Origin of the sequence: Streptomyces sp. NPDC019443 (assembly GCF_044389785.1) — a bacterium.
Lineage (GTDB): Bacteria > Actinomycetota > Actinomycetes > Streptomycetales > Streptomycetaceae > Streptomyces.
The window spans coordinates 179,420-194,875 of the sequence record NZ_JBIRYJ010000003.1 but is presented as its reverse complement, the minus strand read 5'-3'; the positions used below and the strand labels follow the sequence as shown (position 1 = coordinate 194,875).

Genomic DNA, 15,456 nt, shown 5'->3' with positions numbered 1-15,456 from the left:
CCATGGCCCAGATTCTCGCCAACTCCCTCCGCTTCCACGTCCACCGGCTGCCCGCCGCCGACGCGGACAGCGGCGCGGGCGCGACCGCCGTCTTCCTGCACGGCCTGGTCGTCGACAACCTCTCCAGCTTCTACTGCACCCTCGCCGTCCCTGCCGCCCAGGCCGGGCACGACGTCGTCCTCTACGACCAGCGCGGCCACGGCCGCACCGAGCGCCCGGCCACCGGCTACGACATCGACACGTCAGTACGTGATCTGACCGCCGTGCTCGCCGCTCTGGGTCTCGACGAGCGCCCCGTGCATCTCGTCGGCAACAGCTACGGCGGCACGCTCGCCCTGCGCACCGCGCTCGCGCGCCCCGACCTCGTCGCCGGGCTCATCCTGATCGAGCCCCCGCTGAGTGGCCCCTGGATCGAGAACATGCTCGACACTCTCTCCGTCGCCGCCCTGGGTCTCGAAGGCAGCCAGGTGCCGCAGGAACTCGCCTCGCTCGGCGCGCGCAAGGCCGCCCGGCTGACCGCCACCGCCGACGAACTCCTCAACCGCACGACCCTGATCGACGACATCGCGGCGGCGCGGCCGTTCACTGCCGAGGACTTCGCCCGGGTGCGCTGTCCCGTGCTGGCCGTCTGCGGGGAGCATTCCGAACTCACCCCCGGGGCCCGGCAATTGGCCCGCTACGCCCCCCGGTGCACCGTCCGCGTCCTGCCGGGTCTCGGCCACGACGTGCTCCAGGGCGGCACCGGCGAGCTGCGCCGGGCAGTCCTCGACCGACTGGCCGAGGCTGCGCGACGGCAGCCCGAGGTGGTGACGGTATGAAGGTGCTGTTCGTCGTCCCGCCGCTCGCCGGGCACGTCAACCCCACGGTCGCCGTCGCCGCCGAACTGACCGCGCGCGGACACCAGGTCGCCTGGACGGGCCCCGCCGAAGTGCTCTCCGGTCTGCTCCCCGCACGTGCCACTCTCCTCCCGTCCGGCGACCGCACCGGACCTGGAGGCTACGGCGCGCTGCACGGCCGCTGGCGCGATCTGCGCGGCGTCGCCGCTCTGCGCTTCCTGTGGGAGGAGGCGCTCATCCCGCTCGCCCACGGGATGATGCCCGGAGTCGAGGCAGCGGTCGACGCGTACGGCCCCGATGTGCTGGTCGCCGACCAACAGGCCATCGCCGGAGCCGTGATCGCCCAGCGGCGCGGACTGCCGTGGGTGACATCCGCGACGACAACGGCCGAGTTCACCAGGCCCTTCGCCGGTTTCCCCAAGGTGGGGGAGTGGGTGGCGGACAGGATCGCCGGATTCCTCGCCGCATGCGGCGCACCCGCCGGCTGGGACCCGCGCTTCTCGGACCGCCTGGTTCTGGTCTTCTCCACCCCCGAGCTCCTCGGCGCGGACGAAGCCGGTCCCGATCACCACGCCTTCGTCGGACCCGCGCTCGGCTCCCGCCCGGCCGACGCCTCGCCCTTCCCGTGGCGGCGACTGGATCCCGTACGCCGCCGGGTGCTGGTCTCGCTCGGCACGCTCAACCGCGAGGCGGGCGGCCGCTTCTACACCACGGTCCTGCGGGCCGCCGGGCGTCTGGCCGACCATGTGCAACTCATTGTGACCGCACCCGCCGACCTGGTCGGCGAGGTACGGGAGGATCATGTCCTGCTTCGGGAGTACGTTCCCCAACTCCCGTTGCTGCCACACCTCGACGCCGTGGTCTGCCACGGCGGGCACAACACCGTCTGCGAGGCACTGGCCCACGGCCTGCCCCTCGTCGTCGCGCCGGTCCGTGACGACCAGCCCATCGTCGCCCAGCAGGTCGCGGCGGCCGGGGCAGGCATCCGGGTGCGCTTCGGCCGTCCTCGCGTGGACGAGATCCACGCCGCCATGAGCGCTGTCCTCGACGACCCGCACCACCGCCGGGCCGCTCGCCGCATCCAGACGTCCTTCGCCGCGGCCGGCGGTGCCGCGGCCGCGGCCGACAGGTTGGAGAAGCTGCTATGACACAGTCCCGTACTCGCGTCCCATGGGCCGCGATCGCCGCCCTGGCCGGGCTCACCGCAGGCACGGTGCGCGCCCGCCGCCGACTGGCGGCCGTACCCGTGCTGGACATGGACGCCCCTGCGGACAGGGTGCCCGCCGACGGCTGGCAACTGATCACCGCCCGCGGCGTCGAGGTCGACAAAGCCACCCTGGCCGCCGCGGTCGCCTACGCGGAACGAACCGGTCTGCAACTCCTCGACCTGGTCCCGGGCCAACTCGACACAGAACACGCACTGGGCCTGCTCCGTGATCTCGACCTCAAGGACTCACGCTTCGCCCGCACGGGCAAGGTGCGCGGCGCAGGACACGCCCTGCTGGTGGCCGACCACGTCCGGGACCGGTCGGGGGCCGAGGTGGAGACGGACCTCGACACCGTGGAACTGCACACCCTGCTCGGCCGTTTGAAGGAGTACGCCACCGCCGCGACCGGTATCGCCGTCGCCCCCGGAGTAACCGCCCCGGCGCCCGACCTCGCCGGGAGGGCCGCGGAGCTGCGCGCCCAGGGACTGCCCCCGCGCCTGGTGGCCGTCGTTCAACTGGCAGGCCTGGCGCTGCTCGTGCGCGCGGCCGCCGCGGACCGCCGCTGGGGCGCAGCGGCACTCGCCCTCTACTGGCTGCAGCCCGCCCTGGTCCTCGGCGGCCGGGGCAGCCCGCTGCGCCCGGCAGACCTGACGCGCGTCACCGCCGCACGGCCGCTGCACTGTGCCGGCACCGCCATGCGTACCGCCACGGGCGACGACCCCGGCTTGGCAGGAACGCTGTCCGAGCTGGAAGCGCTGCGGCCCGGCTACGCCGCCGACCTCAAGGAGGGCACCGACAGGTTCCTCGAGCCCCGCCGCCCCGACTGCCCCTGGTGCGGCTCCACCGAGCTGACCGTACGCACCCACATGCCGGACCTGTTCCAGGGCAAGCCGGGCCACTTCACCCTCGAACAGTGCGGGGGCTGCGGGCACACCTTCCAGAACCCCCGCCTCTCCCTCGCCGGCCTCGACTTCTACTACCGCGACTTCTACGACGGCCTCGGCGTCGGCGGCGCCGCTCATGTCTTCGGCACGATGGGCCCCTCGTACCGCGGCCGCGCCGCCATGCTCAAGCCGTTCGGCAAGCCCGCCGCCTGGCTCGACGTGGGCACCGGGCACGGCCACTTCTGCGACAGCGCCCGCGACATCTGGCCCGACACCCGCTTCGACGGCCTGGACATGGCTGCCACGGTGCGCGAGGCGGAGGCCCGCGGCTGGATCGGCACCGCCCACTGCGGTCAGTTCCCCGAGCTCGCCGCCGGGCTCGTCGACCGCTACGACACCGTCAGCATGTACCACTACCTGGAACACACCCGGGACCCGCTCGCCGAGCTCGACGCGGCCGGCGAGGTGCTGCCTCCCGGCGGGCATCTGCTCATCGAACTGCCCGACCCCGAATCCCGGCTCGCCCGTCTGCTGGGCGCGCACTGGCTGCCCTGGTTCCAGCCCCAGCACCAGCACTTCATCCCGGTCGCCAATCTCCGCCAGGCGCTGGCCGAACGCGGGTTCACGGTCCTGGCCGAGGAGCACGGCCCGGCCCACCAGTCCTGCGACTTCGTCGGCGCCGTCCTCCTCACCGCGAACCGGATCGCCCTCAACCCGTACGCCCCCTGGGGACCGGGCGACGCAACCGTGGCCCGGCGGGCGTTCCGCACAGCCGTACAGACCGCGGCGCTGCCGTGCTACGCGGCGGCCGCGGCCCTGGACTCGGCGCGCGCGGCAGTGGCCCGCGCCACCGATGGCGGCAACGCCTACCGTCTACTTGCCCGCAAGTCGCCACCGTCACCTGGGGCGAGGTGACGGAATGAGCACCCTGGACATCGCCCGCCGTCATACGGCCGACCCGCTCTTCCGGCTGGTCGCCTACGCTCTCGAATCGGCACACGACCGGCCCCGGGACACGGTGTGGAGCGCTCCGCACGCCTTCCACATCGGCTCGCCGCACCTCGTCGCCGCCGCCGGCTGGCCGGTGGCCGCGGCGGCCGCACCCCGCGACGACGGTCTCGTACGACTGAGTTCGCTCGCCCACCCGGCACAGAGCTGCGAACTCCCGCTCACCGGCCCGCCACCGCCCCACCCCGACTGGGCGGCCCGCACCTACGCCCTGCTGCGCACCATGGCCGACGCCGGATACTGCCGCGGCGGCATCGACCTGCACATCCACTCCACGCTGACCGCCGCGGCCGGTCTTTCGAGTGCCGAACCGCTGGAGTGTGCCGTGGCGCTCGCGGTCGCCGATCTGCACGTCGGACGTACAAGGCCGCGCCCGCCGCGCGACAGGCTGGCCGGCCTTGCGAGGGCCGCAGCGCCCGACGGCGACGAAGCGCTGCGCGAGGCCGTGCTGTTCGCGCGCCCCGGCCGGGCCCTGCTGCTCGGCGGTCACGGCCGGCGCCGCGTCCGCTTCGACCCGGCCGAGCACGGCGCGCGGCTGACGCTGCTGGTGACCCGCGCAGAAGACCCCGGCGCACCCGACATCCAGCGCGCTGTGGAGAGCGCGCGGCGTGCGGGTGCGACGGCCGCCTGGTGGCCCGGACTGCGGCCCGAGCGCAGCGCACTGGTGCTGCTGCCGCAGGACCGGGTGACCCATGTCCGTACGACGGTGGCCGAGGAGTTCCGCACCAGCGGACGGCGCGTGCCGCGCTTCGTGAACATCACCGTGGCGGGCGCGGCCCGCCGCGAGGAGTGAGAGCAACGAGGAGTGAGAGGGAGAAGGAGGAACACGCCATGAAACCAAGGGCCTTACCGGACCGGTCACCTGACCGAACAGCGGACCGGCCGGGAGAGCTTCGTACGGGATTTCGTACGGGATTCAGAGGCTGATGTGGTACGCCTTGCGCAGTGTCTCGTGCACCGTCCAGGTCGTACGGTCGCCCTCTCGCAGCACGCACGCCGTCCCGGGCCCGACGTCGAGCGTGTCACCGCCCTCGACGTCGATCGTGGCGCGTCCGCCGACCACGACGAACAGCTCGTTGGCCTCGGTGTCGGTGACCACGCCAGGAGTGATCTGCCAGATCCCGCGCAGCTGCTTGCCGTCGGCGGACTCCCACAGCACCTTCCCGGTCACGACGGGTTCGCCGGAGATGATCTGGGCCGGGTCGAGTGGCTCCGGCTCCAGTTCGGCGTCGGGAATGTGCACGGCGAAGGACGCGGGAGCCGGATCCGGAGCGGCGGCGTGATCAAGGTTCGTCATGGCGGGTCACCTTAGCCGGGAGCCTGCGCACATCTACCTCCGGGCCGGGCGCTGTTTCAGTCATGTGCGCCTTGCCCTTTCGTCGGCTGCTGGACACCGGTGCGTTGCACACGGCGGGCAGTGTCCTTACGTGCCCGGCGCCTCGCCGTCGCGCGGCCTGTGAATGTGGAAGGACGGCTGGCTGTGGCTTTGTCCGGGACGCCGGTCTTGCGGAGGGTGCCGCTACGTCAGATCGCGTGCCTGATCCCGCTGGTGCTGATCACCCTCTGGGTGGTGACGCACTGGTCGGTGATCGCCGAGGGGGCGGGGAGGCTGCGCGGTGCGGATCCCGTCTGGCTGCTGATCGCGGTGGCGGTGACGGGATTGTGCTGGGTGGCGGCTTCCTGCGTACGGCAGGGAGCGATCCTCGAGCGGCTGCCCGCCGGGCGGCTGCTTGCCTCGCAGTTCGCCGCGGGCGCCGCCAACCATGTGCTGCCCGCCGGCCTCGGCGCGCATGCGGTGACGCTGCGTTTCCTGCGTAACTGCGGCATTCCACTGTCCCGGGGTACGGCCTCGCTCGCCCTGTACTCCCTGGTCGAGCCGATCGCCCGCTTCGTTCTGCTGTTCGCCCTGCTGGCTGCCGTCCCCGGAGCCCTCCCACTGGACGAAATTACCCCGGACGGACGCACCCTGCTGGTCCTGCTCCTGGTGGTGGCCGCGGCCCTCGCGGTGCTGGCACTGGCTCTGTTCGCCATACGCCCGCTGCGTCGCACCGTCCGTGGCTTCCTGCACACAGCACTGACCGACGCGCGCGCCCTGCACACCCGGCCCTCCCGGGTGCTGGCACTGTGGGGCGGCGCGCTGGCGTTTCCCGCGCTGCAGGGCTGTGTTCTGGCGTCGGTGGCGGTGGCTCTCGAGGTGCCGCTGCCCTGGCTCCATGTCGCCATCGCGTACCTGGCGGCGAGCATCGCGGCAGGGATGGTGCCCACGCCGGGAGGTATCGGCTCCGTCGACGCGGCCCTGGTCCTGACGCTCGTCGCGTCAGGCGTGCCGCTCACCGTGGCCACGGCCACGGTGCTCGGCTTCCGGATCATCACGGTGTGGCTGCCGCTGCTTCCCGGGGCCCTGGTGCTGGGGGCGCTGGTTCGGTGGAAGGTGCTCTGAATCGGGCGCGCTCCCCGAGCGGATGCACGCGGCTGCCCTGATGCTGAAGGAATGCGGCATCGAGTGAGCGGTGAGATATCTGTGGGCAGCCGCCGGCCGGGAACGGCCGGGGTGCACACGGACGGGAGTACAGCGGCCTCGGTCGTGTACGAGACGCTTGCCGCGATCTTCACCCCTGCGCTGCCTGGGACCGGCGCCATCATGTCCCCTCCGGATGGGCGCCCGGTGGTGTCGACCAGGTCCTTCGACGTGCGGACCAGTCGCCCTCTGAGCACTCCCGTCCCGCTGCCCGAAGTCGTCCGCACGCGTGTCTACGGCCGCCCGGAAGACATCGAGCGCCTTGTCCGCGGACTTCAGACGTACTTCGACGTGACTGACGAGGGTCATCGCGACATCGGCTCCGGCGAGGAGGAGCGCGAGCTGCGGATTGGCCCGAACGGCTGACGGCGGCGGCGTGCCCACTGCGGCAAACCCTCAGTCGTTTGCTGACGCACTGCCACCTGACTCATGAGTCAGGTGATGGGGAGAGGTCTGCTCCGTGGCTCCCATTCCGGTAACCGGATCGGCCGTCACCCTTTCCGCCGCTCAGAGTCGACGAGGCCCGACGGCAGTGCGCCCTGAACGGGCGCGGCGACGCGCGGCGCCATGCGTCAATCGCCACCGTTCGTACATGGAGGCTCTGTGTCCGGCTCTGCGCGTCAGGGGGTGGATGCCGGGCCGACGGGTCGCGACTGGAGGCGGGCGGCTCGATCGCGGATCTGGGGGAGGAGCGTGTAGAGCGCGGCGCCGGGGCACCGCGTCCAATACCCGTCGCGGTGCCCGGAGATCGTATGGAACACGACCCGGCTTCCCTTCGGATACTTGCTGGCGTCGTTGGTGGAGACCAGAACCGTGCTGCCGCGTGGATCGACCCCGTACAGGCCGAGCTTCCACGCGGAGAGTCGGGCGATAGCCTCCAGCATGGGCGTCGGCACGGTCGAGCCTTCGCCGAAACTGCCTATCGCCGCAATGCCTACGGTGCCGACGTTGAAGCCCATGGTGTGCGCGCCGACGACAGGGTTGGCGATGCCCCCGGCACGTCCCTCGTAGATGGTGCCGGTCTGGTCGACGAAGAAGTTGTAGCCCACATCGTCCCAGTCCCGGTTCTCGGTGTGGTCGCCGGAGAGATAGCGGATCAGATCGGGGACCTCTCGTTGGGTGTAGTCGTTACCGCTGTTGGTGTGATGGATGAAGACCGCCTTGACCGCGCTCGCGGTGAGATCCGGCTTCCGTCGACGCATCGGTGCGGCCTGCCAGACCGTGCGCGGTACGACGGCCGGCCGAGCCGCGGCCCACGGGGCGGCGGGCTCGGCCCGCAGGTGAGTGGGGCGGGCCTGGCGGGCCGTGGTAGCCCGCCTGCCCGCGTCACCCGCGGCCAGCGCGGCACCGATCAGGCCTGCCGTGGCCGCCCTGCCCATGCCGCTCAGCAGCATGCGCCGGTCGATGGTCATGACCATGAGCGTAAGGCGGCACCCCTGGGTGCGCCTCCGCTGCTCGCGGACGCTCCCGCGTTCTACCAGCGGGACTTTCCGGGTGCGCCGCTCCTGAGCGGCGGCACCGAGCGCTCGATATGGCCGAGTTCCGCGGTGAGGCCCTTCAGCCACTGTTCGAGGTCGATCAGCATGGGCAGCGGTGGCCTGCCCGGTACCTCGGCGGGCGTGTGGGGCGCCGGTGGGGGAGAAGGCGTTGGCGGCGGTCTGTTGCCCGCGCAGAGGGCGGCGAGCCGAGCCGTGGTCAGAGCGAGCCGGTCCGCGGTCGTACGGGCCCAGGCGGCGGCGTCAGGGGTGACGGCGGCCGGGGGCAGATCGAACCGGGGGAGCCAGCGGGAGCCGACCAGGATGTGGTTCGCGGTGATGAGCACGGCGTGCCAGTCGGCATGCCCGGCCGAGTGCTCGCCCGGTTCGCTTCGGTACTGCGCGTACGCGGTCTCCGCGAGGCGCAGTCTGTGCAGGGTGGGGTACGTGGACGGCAGGGGCGCGGCCCCCGGCGGGTTGGCCAGCAGCGCGCCGACGGTGCCGGTGATCAGAGGCCCGTAGGAGTCCAGCAGGCCGGCCACAGTTCTTCGCACCTCCCGCCGGGCACCGGCCGGCCAGGCGAGCAGCCCGCACAGCAGACCGATCACGCTGCCCGTGACCACATCCACGATTCTGGCCTCGGCGAGCTGCCAGGAGGCGGGGGCGAGTTGGGCGAACGCGGCGGACACCACCAGGGTGAACAGCCCCTGCGCCCAGGCGATCCCGAGAAGCGGTCCGAGCGCGAAAGCCGCCAGCATGCCGGGCGCGAGCAAGGCCGCGTAGGCGTCGGTGTGCTGCCCCAGCACGAGCAGCAGCGTGCCCGCCGCCACCGCGCCCGCGAGCGTGCCGACGAGCGCCGAACGCACTGCCGCCCAGGTTTCCCCCGCGGTGGTGCGGCCCAGCGTCAGTACGGCGAGGAGAACCCAGAAGCCGTGGGACAGGTCCAGGGAACCGGCCACCAGCCGGGCAGCGCCCAGGCCCAGCGCGGTCCGGGCGGCGTTTTGGAACTGGACCGAGTGCAGCGTCATATTGCCGACGAGGCGCCGCCACCACAGGCGGGCGGTGCCGGTGTCGGCGTACCAGAAGAGCTCCCGCGGAGGGAGCGGCCGGGTGCGCCGGCCGTCGAGCCCGACGCCTACGGCGGTCTCCAGCATCCTGGCCGACTCGGCCATGCCCAGGACCGCGGCCTGGCGGCGTAGCTCCGCAACAGGCGGCACGGCTTCCGGCCGGCCGGTCGCCTGCCGGATGCGCAGTGCCTGGAAGTCCCGTATCGCCTGTTCCATGGACCCGGGCAGCGCGTTTGGCCGTCCCGTGCGCAGGGCTGCCGCAGTGGCGGCGCAGAGCGCCGCGATACGGCTGAGAAGATCGGCCGAAGCGGCGGCCGCGTCCGCGCCTCGGCGGGTCGCGGCGGTCGGCGGGTTGTCACTCAGCCGTGCCAACTGGTCCAGAAGTGTGCGGGCCGCGACACCGGCCTGCGCCATGGCACGGTCCATGCGCCCGGCCCCGGCGGGCCGCTCGGCGGGCGGCAGACGGGAGAAGCGCACCTGGTGCCCGATGGCGCGCAGCCGGTCGGCCGAGCTGTCGACCGGGCCGCCCGTCGAGCTGTCTCGAGGACCGGCGTCCGGCGCGGCGGTGCCCGCTGAAGACGCCGCGGCCCCGGTGGCGGCCCGGCCCGCGGCCTCGACGGCATCCGCCAGGCTCTCCCTGTAGGAGACGGTCGGTGGGGCAGGCAGCAGGAACACTTCGCAGGCCGCGAGCAGCAGCACGCCAAGGGTGAGGCCTGCCAGCCGCGCCCCCAGGGTGTCCGGGGCGTAGGGCGGGAAGCAGGCCAGGATGTAGAAGAGTTGCAGGCCGGGTGCCGCCCCGGCTGGGCGGGGACCCGCCACCGCCGCGAAGGCGAGCGTGAATCCGACGACCAGCATCCCGAGAACCGCCGCCCAGGTCCGTACGGCCAGCGCCGTCCCCAGGGCGACCAGAACCAGGCCGACCGGCAGCGCCCGCAGCATGACGGCGGCCCGCTGCCGCCCGGACCCGGGAATCGGCGACAGCATTCCGAGCGCCACCGGTCCGAACAGGGCGTAGATCGCCATATGGGGCTGGTGCAGCCCGTACACAAGCGGATAGAACCCGGCGGACGCGGCGACGGTGACCCGGATCGCCCGGTGCACGATCTCCGTACGCTCCGGCTTTCGCGTATCCGGCAAGGGCACATTCCTCTCAGCCGTTGCCCGCCGTGGCGGAGCTGTCGGGCGTGCGTCCTCGTCCATTGTCGGCGCGCGACCGACGGCCCGCAGCCCGGACCGTGGCCCTCCGCGCCGGGCGGTCCGGATCGCGGGGTACGGCGGGCCGGGGCCACCATGGCAGGGAGTACAACGGCCCGGCCCCGGCGGCACAGGGTGCCGGACCTTTGCGGACGTGGGAGGTCGCATGTCTTCCGAACGCGCTGCCCCGGTCATCTGGGACACGATGGAGCGGTACTTCGCTCTGCTGCAGGCTCATGTGTCCGCGGAGCGGATGCGGGACGAAATCCTCACCGACGACTTCCGCACGGGCTTCGTGGACGGTCTGATCTGGCAGGGCGAGCAGGGGCTACGGGACTTCCTCGGCGCCCGCACCGAGTTCTTCGACGAAACCCACACCGTGGAGCAGATGTCCACGCCGGTACGGCTGCCCGACGGCCGCTGGCTCGCCCACACCCGGCTGGAGTTCTTCCTGCGCCATCGCCTCGACGGATCGCCGGTGAGTGACACCTTCACCGGCAAGGCGTTCCATGTCTGGGAGTTCGCTCCGGCACCCCGGCCGGGCGACGCGTCGGGTGACGGGCGACCAGGTGATGGGCGATCAGGTGATGAGCGGGAGGGCCACTGGAGGGTGGCGGCCCAACTGGTCGAGGGATTCGCCGCCCTCGACGAGAACGCCCGACAGCTGTTCTCCCGGCCCGCGTCCGGCCTGAATCCCCGCGACCGCTGAGCCCTGGAGGCCGTCCACGGTGCATACCCTGCTGCCGGTCCTCTTCGCGCTCTGCGCGGGGCTCAGCAACAGCGTCGCCACCGTGCTGCAACGCAAGGCCGCCCTGAGCGTGCCGCGTTCCGACGGCCTGCGCGCGGGCCTGATGCTCGATCTGCTGCGGCGCCCCGTCTGGCTTGCCGGAATCCTCGCCGTCATCGCCGCGGCCATCTGCCAGGCGCTGGCTCTGGCGACCGGACCACTGACGGTCGTACAGCCCCTGTTCGTCCTCGAACTGCCCCTCACGTTGATCGTCGCTTCACTCCTGCTGCGCCGACGGCTCCCGCGCGTCGGCTGGGCGGCGGTGGCCTTCGTCGTGGTGGGTCTTGGTGTCGCCCTCGCCGCCGCGTCCCCCACGGGTAACCGCACGCATGTGCCGCTGGACCGCTGGGGCCCTGCCCTCGCGGTCTGCGTGTGCGCGGTCGTCGTGCTCGCCGTCACGGCGCTGCGGCGCACCGAGGGCCGGGTCCGCGCGGCCTGTCTGGGCACGGCCACCGCCATCAGCTACGCGCTGACCGCGGCACTGATGAAGGCGTCGATGCACATTCTGGACGATCAGGGAATCGCCGGCTTCTTCACCGCCTGGCAGACCTACGCCTTCGCGCTGGCCGGCGTGGCCGCACTCTTCCTGCTTGAGAACGCGATGCAGGCCGGCCCGCTGGTCGCCTCCCAGCCCGCCATCACTCTGGGCGACGCGCTGGTGAGTCTGGCCCTCGGCGTCACCCTCTACGAGGAGCACGTCCGCTCCGGTTGGTGGCTGCTGCCGCAACTGCTCGGCCTCGCATTGATCGCCTTGGGCGCCGTCGCACTCTCCCGGATCCCGCTGACACAGTCCGTGGTCGCGCCCGACGAGACACGGAAGAGTACGGAAGCGCCCTAGGCGAGCAGATGCGAACCCGGACCGCGCATCAAGCCGCCCGGCTGTCCTGCCCTCTGTCCTCGGGCAGGACGGTCCGAAGCCGGGCGACCAGACCGAAGAAGGAGGCCTCGTTCCCGGCCAGACCGACGGCGCGCAATGCCTCGTCGGCCTCGGCGATCGGGACAGTCAGCAGCGGAAGGGCGAGCGGGGCCTGTCGTGGGTCGCCGAGGACAGCCCGGGTGGTCTCCAGCAGCCGTACGTACGCCTGTGCCGCGGCGAGCTCAGGATCGGTCATCTCGGTTGCCTCCTTTGGAAGGTGTCGGACCGTCAAGCATCTCGCGCGGCACTGACAACGGCGGTCGCCCCGCCCCCCGGCGGCCGCTGTCGCGTCCGCCGGGAAGCCATGACCCTCAGGCCCAACAGGGCTTAGTAGTAGCCCTTTTCACCGTCCAGAAGCTCCCGGATGGTATCCACGTGACCCGCGTGCCGGGCGGTCTCCTCGACCATGTGGAGGTGCGTTCGTCGGCGACGTAAGGAGCGCGAATGCGGGGAGGCGTCATGGGCGCCGACGCTACTTCAGCGGTCGTCATGTCGTACGAGGGTTTTCACGCCGGTGAGGCACAGCTGTAGCACCGTCAGATGTCGTACCTGGTCGGCAGGTTGGAAGCAGGGCCTTGCTCAGGGGCCCGCCTGGTCCAGGGTGTGTCCTACTCGGTGTCAGGTCCCTGTGCTCGCACCTCCTGGACATGCTGGAGGGAGTCACGCAGGTCGCTCAGCCAGGTGTCCGCATTGCGCTGCACCAAGCGGACGCACCACGCCAGTGCTTCGCTGCGGCTTCGGGCGACGCCGCCGGCGATCAGTGTGTCGAGCACCTGGCGCTCGGGCTGGCGCAGGCGTGTCATCACCGGTGCGGAGACGGTGGTGTACATGGCCCGCTTGTCACCGCACTCCACACCCCACGAGACCTTGCGCCTGAACCGCCGCTCGGCCTCGCGCGCCACCTCGATGCGCTCTTCGCGCGTACGTTCCCGGAACTCCGATATACGTCCCTCCAGGGACGCGTCGCGTTCCGCCTCGGTCGCCTCGGCGCCGAGGTCAGGCTCCGGGATCCGGCCGACGACGGTGATCTCCTCACGGTCGACGGTCACGTCCAGGAGCTCACTGAAGAGTCCTTCAGGCACCCGCCCGGCGAACCAGCCGCGCAGCACCTGTTCCTGCTCGGTTGTAATCATGTAATTCAGATTAGTCAGCTGCGGCGACGGACGGAAGAGTGTCCGCCGACGGCGTAGCGAGTCACGGAATCTCTGACTAGAGTCAGAGATATGAGCGAAACAGCGGCCCAACAGGTTCGGTCGTTCAACCGCACCGTGACCCAGCGGATCGGCGCGCTCTACGACAAGTACCTCGCCCGGGACCGGCCGCTCGGTGCGTCCCGCGTGCTGTGGGAGATCGGCAACGACGGCGCCGAGGTCAGGTCTCTGCGTTTCCGTCTGGGGCTGGACTCCGGTTACCTCAGCCGTCTGCTCCGGTCCCTCGAAAGGGACGGCCTGGTGGCGACGGAGTCGGACCCGTCGGACAGGAGGGTCAGGATGATCCGCCTCACCGAGCGAGGCCGGGCCGAACACGCGGTGCTGAACGAGCGCAGCGACGACCTGGCCCGATCGCTGCTGGCCCCGCTGAGCACAGCGCAGCGTGCCCGGCTGGTGGAGGCGATGGGGGTCGTGGAGCGGCTGCTGACCGCGAGCCTGGTCGAGATCGTCGTCGAAGACCCGGCCACTGAGGCGGCCCAGACCTGCCTCCGGTCGTACTTCGCAGAACTCGACACCCGCTTTGCGGCCGGCTTCGATCCGAGCCTGAGCATTCCGGTTCAGACCGCAGAACTCACCGAACCCGCGGGCCTGCTCCTGGTCGCCCGTCTGCGGGACGAGCCCATCGGCTGTGGGGCCCTCAAGCTCCATGGCGCAAGTCCCGCCGAGATCAAACGTATGTGGGTCTCGGCGTCGGCCCGAGGTCTCGGCGTCGGTCGACGGCTCCTCGAAGAGCTGGAACAGCACGCCCGCCGACGGGGCGCCCACCTTGTGCGGCTCGAGACGAACAAGACGCTGGGCGAGGCCATCCACCTCTACCGTTCCGCCGGCTACGTGGAGGTCGCCCCCTTCAACGACGAGCCGTATGCCCACCACTGGTTCGAGAAACGACTCGACGACGTCAACTCGGGGTTGTGAGCAGCCACTCCCCGGAATCAGCCCGCGCCGGGGCCGGTCCAGTCGGCCGCCACGTGGGCGACGCGTACGCGCTGCGGATGGTCGCCCACCGCCACGGACGCGACCTTCTTCCCGGTGGCGAAGTCGATCGCGGTGACGCGGTCCGCGCCGCTCTCCGAGATGACGCAGGATGTGCCGTCGCCGCTCACGGTCGCCCAGTACGGCTTCGAGGCCGTCACCAGCGGCCCCTCCCGGAGCGTTGCCCGGTCGACGATCGTCGCGTAGTCGTCCATCGTCCCGGCGATGCACAGCTTGTCGCCCGCCGGGTTCATCGACATGCCATGGTGACGGGAGTCGTTGACCCAGGTGGTGCGGTCCTCGCTGGTCGCGGGGTTCTTCGGCAGCGTCTTCACCCGGGTGATCCGGTCGGAGGCGACGTCGTACTCGACGAAGCCGTTGAAGAAGGAGACCTGGAAGTACAGCTTCGACTCGTCCGGTGTGAAGGCGACGGGCCGGATCGCGTCGGACAGGTCCTTGCGGCCGAAGGCGTCGAGGCGCCCGCGCATGTCGATGACCTTGACCTCTTTGAAGGTCGTGGCGTCGACGACTGTGATGCGGCGATCGCCCTTCGTCCAGTCCAGCGCGGGGTCGTCCAGCGCGGTGTTGACCTCGCCGATCGACATGTTCCAGAGGTACTTGCCGCCGTTGGTGAAGACGTTCTCGTGCGGTTTGTCCCCGGTCCTGAAGGACCCGACCTGCCTGCCGGTCCGGATGTCGAGCACATGCACGGTGTTGGACGTCGAGGCCGAGACGGCCACGCGTGTGCCGTCGGGGGAGACCGCCATATGGTCGGAGCGGTAACCCGACACGGGGAAGCGCCAGTTGATCCGGCCCGTGACGAGGTCGATCGACACGACGTCGGCGAAGCTCGGGCGGGAGACGACCATGGCCGAGCCGTCGGGCGTGGAGTACATGTCGTCGACGAACTGGTCGTGTCCCTCGCCGGGGCCGTTGCGGATGCCGAGGAAGTAGATGAGCTTGACCGGGTTCAGGTAGATCTCCGCGAGCCGTTGGTCCTTGTCCGGAATGACGTTGATGCGGCCGATCTTGGAGAAGTCGCCTTTGGACGCGATGACATCGGCGGTGCCGTCCCAGTTGTTGCCCACGAGCATCACCTCCTTGAGGTCCAAGGCGCCGTCACGTGGGGCTGCCGCCGTCGCGGAACCCGCGCCCGCCATGGCGAACGCCGCGGCGAGAGCGCTGAGTAGGCGCAGGGACGCGCGGCGCTGAGGAACACGCACGGACACGATCCGCCGTGAACGCCGGCTTGTGGGCAAGGACATCGTCGTCCCTTCCGTGGGGGAGTCGGGTGCGGCTTGTGCGAAGAGCGGTGCCAGCGGCCCAATCTGAAAACGCGTGCGTTCAGATTGGGGCTACTGGAAAGTAGCCAGAGGCGGG

15 protein-coding genes and 1 pseudogene are annotated in these 15,456 nt (G+C 71.2%); 9 read left to right on the top strand and 7 right to left on the bottom strand.

The features are described from left to right. Nucleotides 1-2 precede the first annotated feature (2 nt). The 4 genes from ACH492_RS11360 to ACH492_RS11345 are packed head-to-tail and all read left to right on the top strand — an operon-like array spanning nucleotide 3 to nucleotide 4,729. Entirely contained in the window at nucleotides 3-818 is an 816-nt protein-coding gene (locus tag ACH492_RS11360; protein WP_398985150.1) for an alpha/beta fold hydrolase, read from the top strand. Further along, nucleotides 815-1,984, top strand: coding sequence for a glycosyltransferase (locus ACH492_RS11355; RefSeq protein ID WP_398985147.1), 1,170 nt, complete (start codon nucleotides 815-817; stop codon nucleotides 1,982-1,984). Before ACH492_RS11360 ends, ACH492_RS11355 begins: the two co-directional genes overlap by 4 nt. After that, nucleotides 1,981-3,843: a methyltransferase domain-containing protein gene (locus ACH492_RS11350; protein ID WP_398985146.1), complete on the top strand. Its 1,863-nt coding sequence runs from the start codon at nucleotides 1,981-1,983 to the stop codon at nucleotides 3,841-3,843. The genes ACH492_RS11355 and ACH492_RS11350 overlap by 4 nt, the downstream gene beginning before the upstream one ends. 4 nt (nucleotides 3,844-3,847) lie before the next feature. Next, on the top strand, nucleotides 3,848-4,729 hold the full coding sequence (locus ACH492_RS11345; RefSeq protein ID WP_398985144.1) for a galactokinase: 882 nt from the start codon (nucleotides 3,848-3,850) through the stop codon (nucleotides 4,727-4,729). 123 nt (nucleotides 4,730-4,852) lie between these two features. Here the strand turns inward: ACH492_RS11345 and ACH492_RS11340 are convergent, their stop codons facing one another. Beyond that, nucleotides 4,853-5,233 (bottom strand): cupin domain-containing protein, encoded by a 381-nt coding sequence (locus tag ACH492_RS11340; protein WP_398985142.1) that lies wholly within the window; start codon nucleotides 5,231-5,233, stop codon nucleotides 4,853-4,855. Between the two features lie 216 nt (nucleotides 5,234-5,449). Between ACH492_RS11340 and ACH492_RS11335 the strand changes: the two genes are divergently transcribed. Then, nucleotides 5,450-6,376, top strand: coding sequence for a YbhN family protein (locus ACH492_RS11335; protein WP_398985140.1), 927 nt, complete (start codon nucleotides 5,450-5,452; stop codon nucleotides 6,374-6,376). Between the two features lie 63 nt (nucleotides 6,377-6,439). After that, nucleotides 6,440-6,820, top strand: coding sequence for a hypothetical protein (locus tag ACH492_RS11330; RefSeq protein ID WP_398985138.1), 381 nt, complete (start codon nucleotides 6,440-6,442; stop codon nucleotides 6,818-6,820). A gap of 254 nt (nucleotides 6,821-7,074) precedes the next feature. Here ACH492_RS11330 and ACH492_RS11325 read toward each other — a convergent pair whose 3' ends face one another. Together ACH492_RS11325 and ACH492_RS11320 are read right to left on the bottom strand one after the other, a co-directional pair. Continuing rightward, nucleotides 7,075-7,866: a peptidoglycan recognition protein gene (locus ACH492_RS11325; protein WP_398985136.1), complete on the bottom strand. Its 792-nt coding sequence runs from the start codon at nucleotides 7,864-7,866 to the stop codon at nucleotides 7,075-7,077. 62 nt (nucleotides 7,867-7,928) lie between these two features. Continuing rightward, nucleotides 7,929-10,196, bottom strand: a complete 2,268-nt coding sequence (locus tag ACH492_RS11320; protein WP_398985134.1) for an FUSC family protein — start codon at nucleotides 10,194-10,196, stop codon at nucleotides 7,929-7,931. Nucleotides 10,197-10,356: 160 nt separating this feature from the next. On the opposite strand from ACH492_RS11320, the gene ACH492_RS11315 reads away from it, so the two are divergent. Both ACH492_RS11315 and ACH492_RS11310 read left to right on the top strand, forming a co-directional pair. After that, entirely contained in the window at nucleotides 10,357-10,899 is a 543-nt protein-coding gene (locus ACH492_RS11315) for a hypothetical protein (protein ID WP_398985132.1), read from the top strand. Nucleotides 10,900-10,918: 19 nt separating this feature from the next. Then, nucleotides 10,919-11,815 (top strand): DMT family transporter, encoded by an 897-nt coding sequence (locus ACH492_RS11310; RefSeq protein WP_398985130.1) that lies wholly within the window; start codon nucleotides 10,919-10,921, stop codon nucleotides 11,813-11,815. Nucleotides 11,816-11,843: 28 nt separating this feature from the next. Here ACH492_RS11310 and ACH492_RS11305 read toward each other — a convergent pair whose 3' ends face one another. From ACH492_RS11305 to ACH492_RS11295, 3 genes and pseudogenes are all read right to left on the bottom strand, one after another. Next, entirely contained in the window at nucleotides 11,844-12,089 is a 246-nt protein-coding gene (locus ACH492_RS11305) for a hypothetical protein (protein ID WP_398985128.1), read from the bottom strand. 131 nt (nucleotides 12,090-12,220) lie between these two features. After that, a pseudogene (locus tag ACH492_RS11300) lies at nucleotides 12,221-12,334 on the bottom strand (DUF664 domain-containing protein); the annotation flags it as partial. Nucleotides 12,335-12,501: 167 nt separating this feature from the next. After that, nucleotides 12,502-13,026: a hypothetical protein gene (locus tag ACH492_RS11295; protein WP_398985125.1), complete on the bottom strand. Its 525-nt coding sequence runs from the start codon at nucleotides 13,024-13,026 to the stop codon at nucleotides 12,502-12,504. A 90-nt stretch (nucleotides 13,027-13,116) separates the two neighbouring features. On the opposite strand from ACH492_RS11295, the gene ACH492_RS11290 reads away from it, so the two are divergent. Beyond that, the gene (locus ACH492_RS11290; protein WP_398985123.1) at nucleotides 13,117-14,019 is read left to right on the top strand and encodes a GNAT family N-acetyltransferase; all 903 of its coding nucleotides are present in this window, start codon (nucleotides 13,117-13,119) and stop codon (nucleotides 14,017-14,019) included. 17 nt (nucleotides 14,020-14,036) lie between these two features. On the opposite strand, the gene ACH492_RS11285 is transcribed toward ACH492_RS11290, so the two are convergent. Continuing rightward, nucleotides 14,037-15,236: a YncE family protein gene (locus tag ACH492_RS11285; RefSeq protein ID WP_398986191.1), complete on the bottom strand. Its 1,200-nt coding sequence runs from the start codon at nucleotides 15,234-15,236 to the stop codon at nucleotides 14,037-14,039. Between the last annotated feature and the right edge of the window lie 220 nt (nucleotides 15,237-15,456).

What these genes read in the sequence shown, in the direction of transcription:
- ACH492_RS11360 (WP_398985150.1), top strand. Translation starts at nt 3, where the DNA reads ATGGCCCAGATTCTCGCCAACTCCCTCCGCTTCCACGTCCACCGGCTG.
- ACH492_RS11355 (WP_398985147.1), top strand. Translation starts at nt 815, where the DNA reads ATGAAGGTGCTGTTCGTCGTCCCGCCGCTCGCCGGGCACGTCAACCCC.
- ACH492_RS11350 (WP_398985146.1), top strand. Translation starts at nt 1,981, where the DNA reads ATGACACAGTCCCGTACTCGCGTCCCATGGGCCGCGATCGCCGCCCTG.
- ACH492_RS11345 (WP_398985144.1), top strand. Translation starts at nt 3,848, where the DNA reads ATGAGCACCCTGGACATCGCCCGCCGTCATACGGCCGACCCGCTCTTC.
- ACH492_RS11340 (WP_398985142.1), bottom strand. Translation starts at nt 5,233, where the DNA reads ATGACGAACCTTGATCACGCCGCCGCTCCGGATCCGGCTCCCGCGTCC.
- ACH492_RS11325 (WP_398985136.1), bottom strand. Translation starts at nt 7,866, where the DNA reads ATGACCATCGACCGGCGCATGCTGCTGAGCGGCATGGGCAGGGCGGCC.
- ACH492_RS11320 (WP_398985134.1), bottom strand. Translation starts at nt 10,196, where the DNA reads ATGGACGAGGACGCACGCCCGACAGCTCCGCCACGGCGGGCAACGGCT.
- ACH492_RS11315 (WP_398985132.1), top strand. Translation starts at nt 10,357, where the DNA reads ATGTCTTCCGAACGCGCTGCCCCGGTCATCTGGGACACGATGGAGCGG.
- ACH492_RS11305 (WP_398985128.1), bottom strand. Translation starts at nt 12,089, where the DNA reads ATGACCGATCCTGAGCTCGCCGCGGCACAGGCGTACGTACGGCTGCTG.
- ACH492_RS11295 (WP_398985125.1), bottom strand. Translation starts at nt 13,026, where the DNA reads ATGATTACAACCGAGCAGGAACAGGTGCTGCGCGGCTGGTTCGCCGGG.
- ACH492_RS11290 (WP_398985123.1), top strand. Translation starts at nt 13,117, where the DNA reads ATGAGCGAAACAGCGGCCCAACAGGTTCGGTCGTTCAACCGCACCGTG.
- ACH492_RS11285 (WP_398986191.1), bottom strand. Translation starts at nt 15,236, where the DNA reads ATGGCGGGCGCGGGTTCCGCGACGGCGGCAGCCCCACGTGACGGCGCC.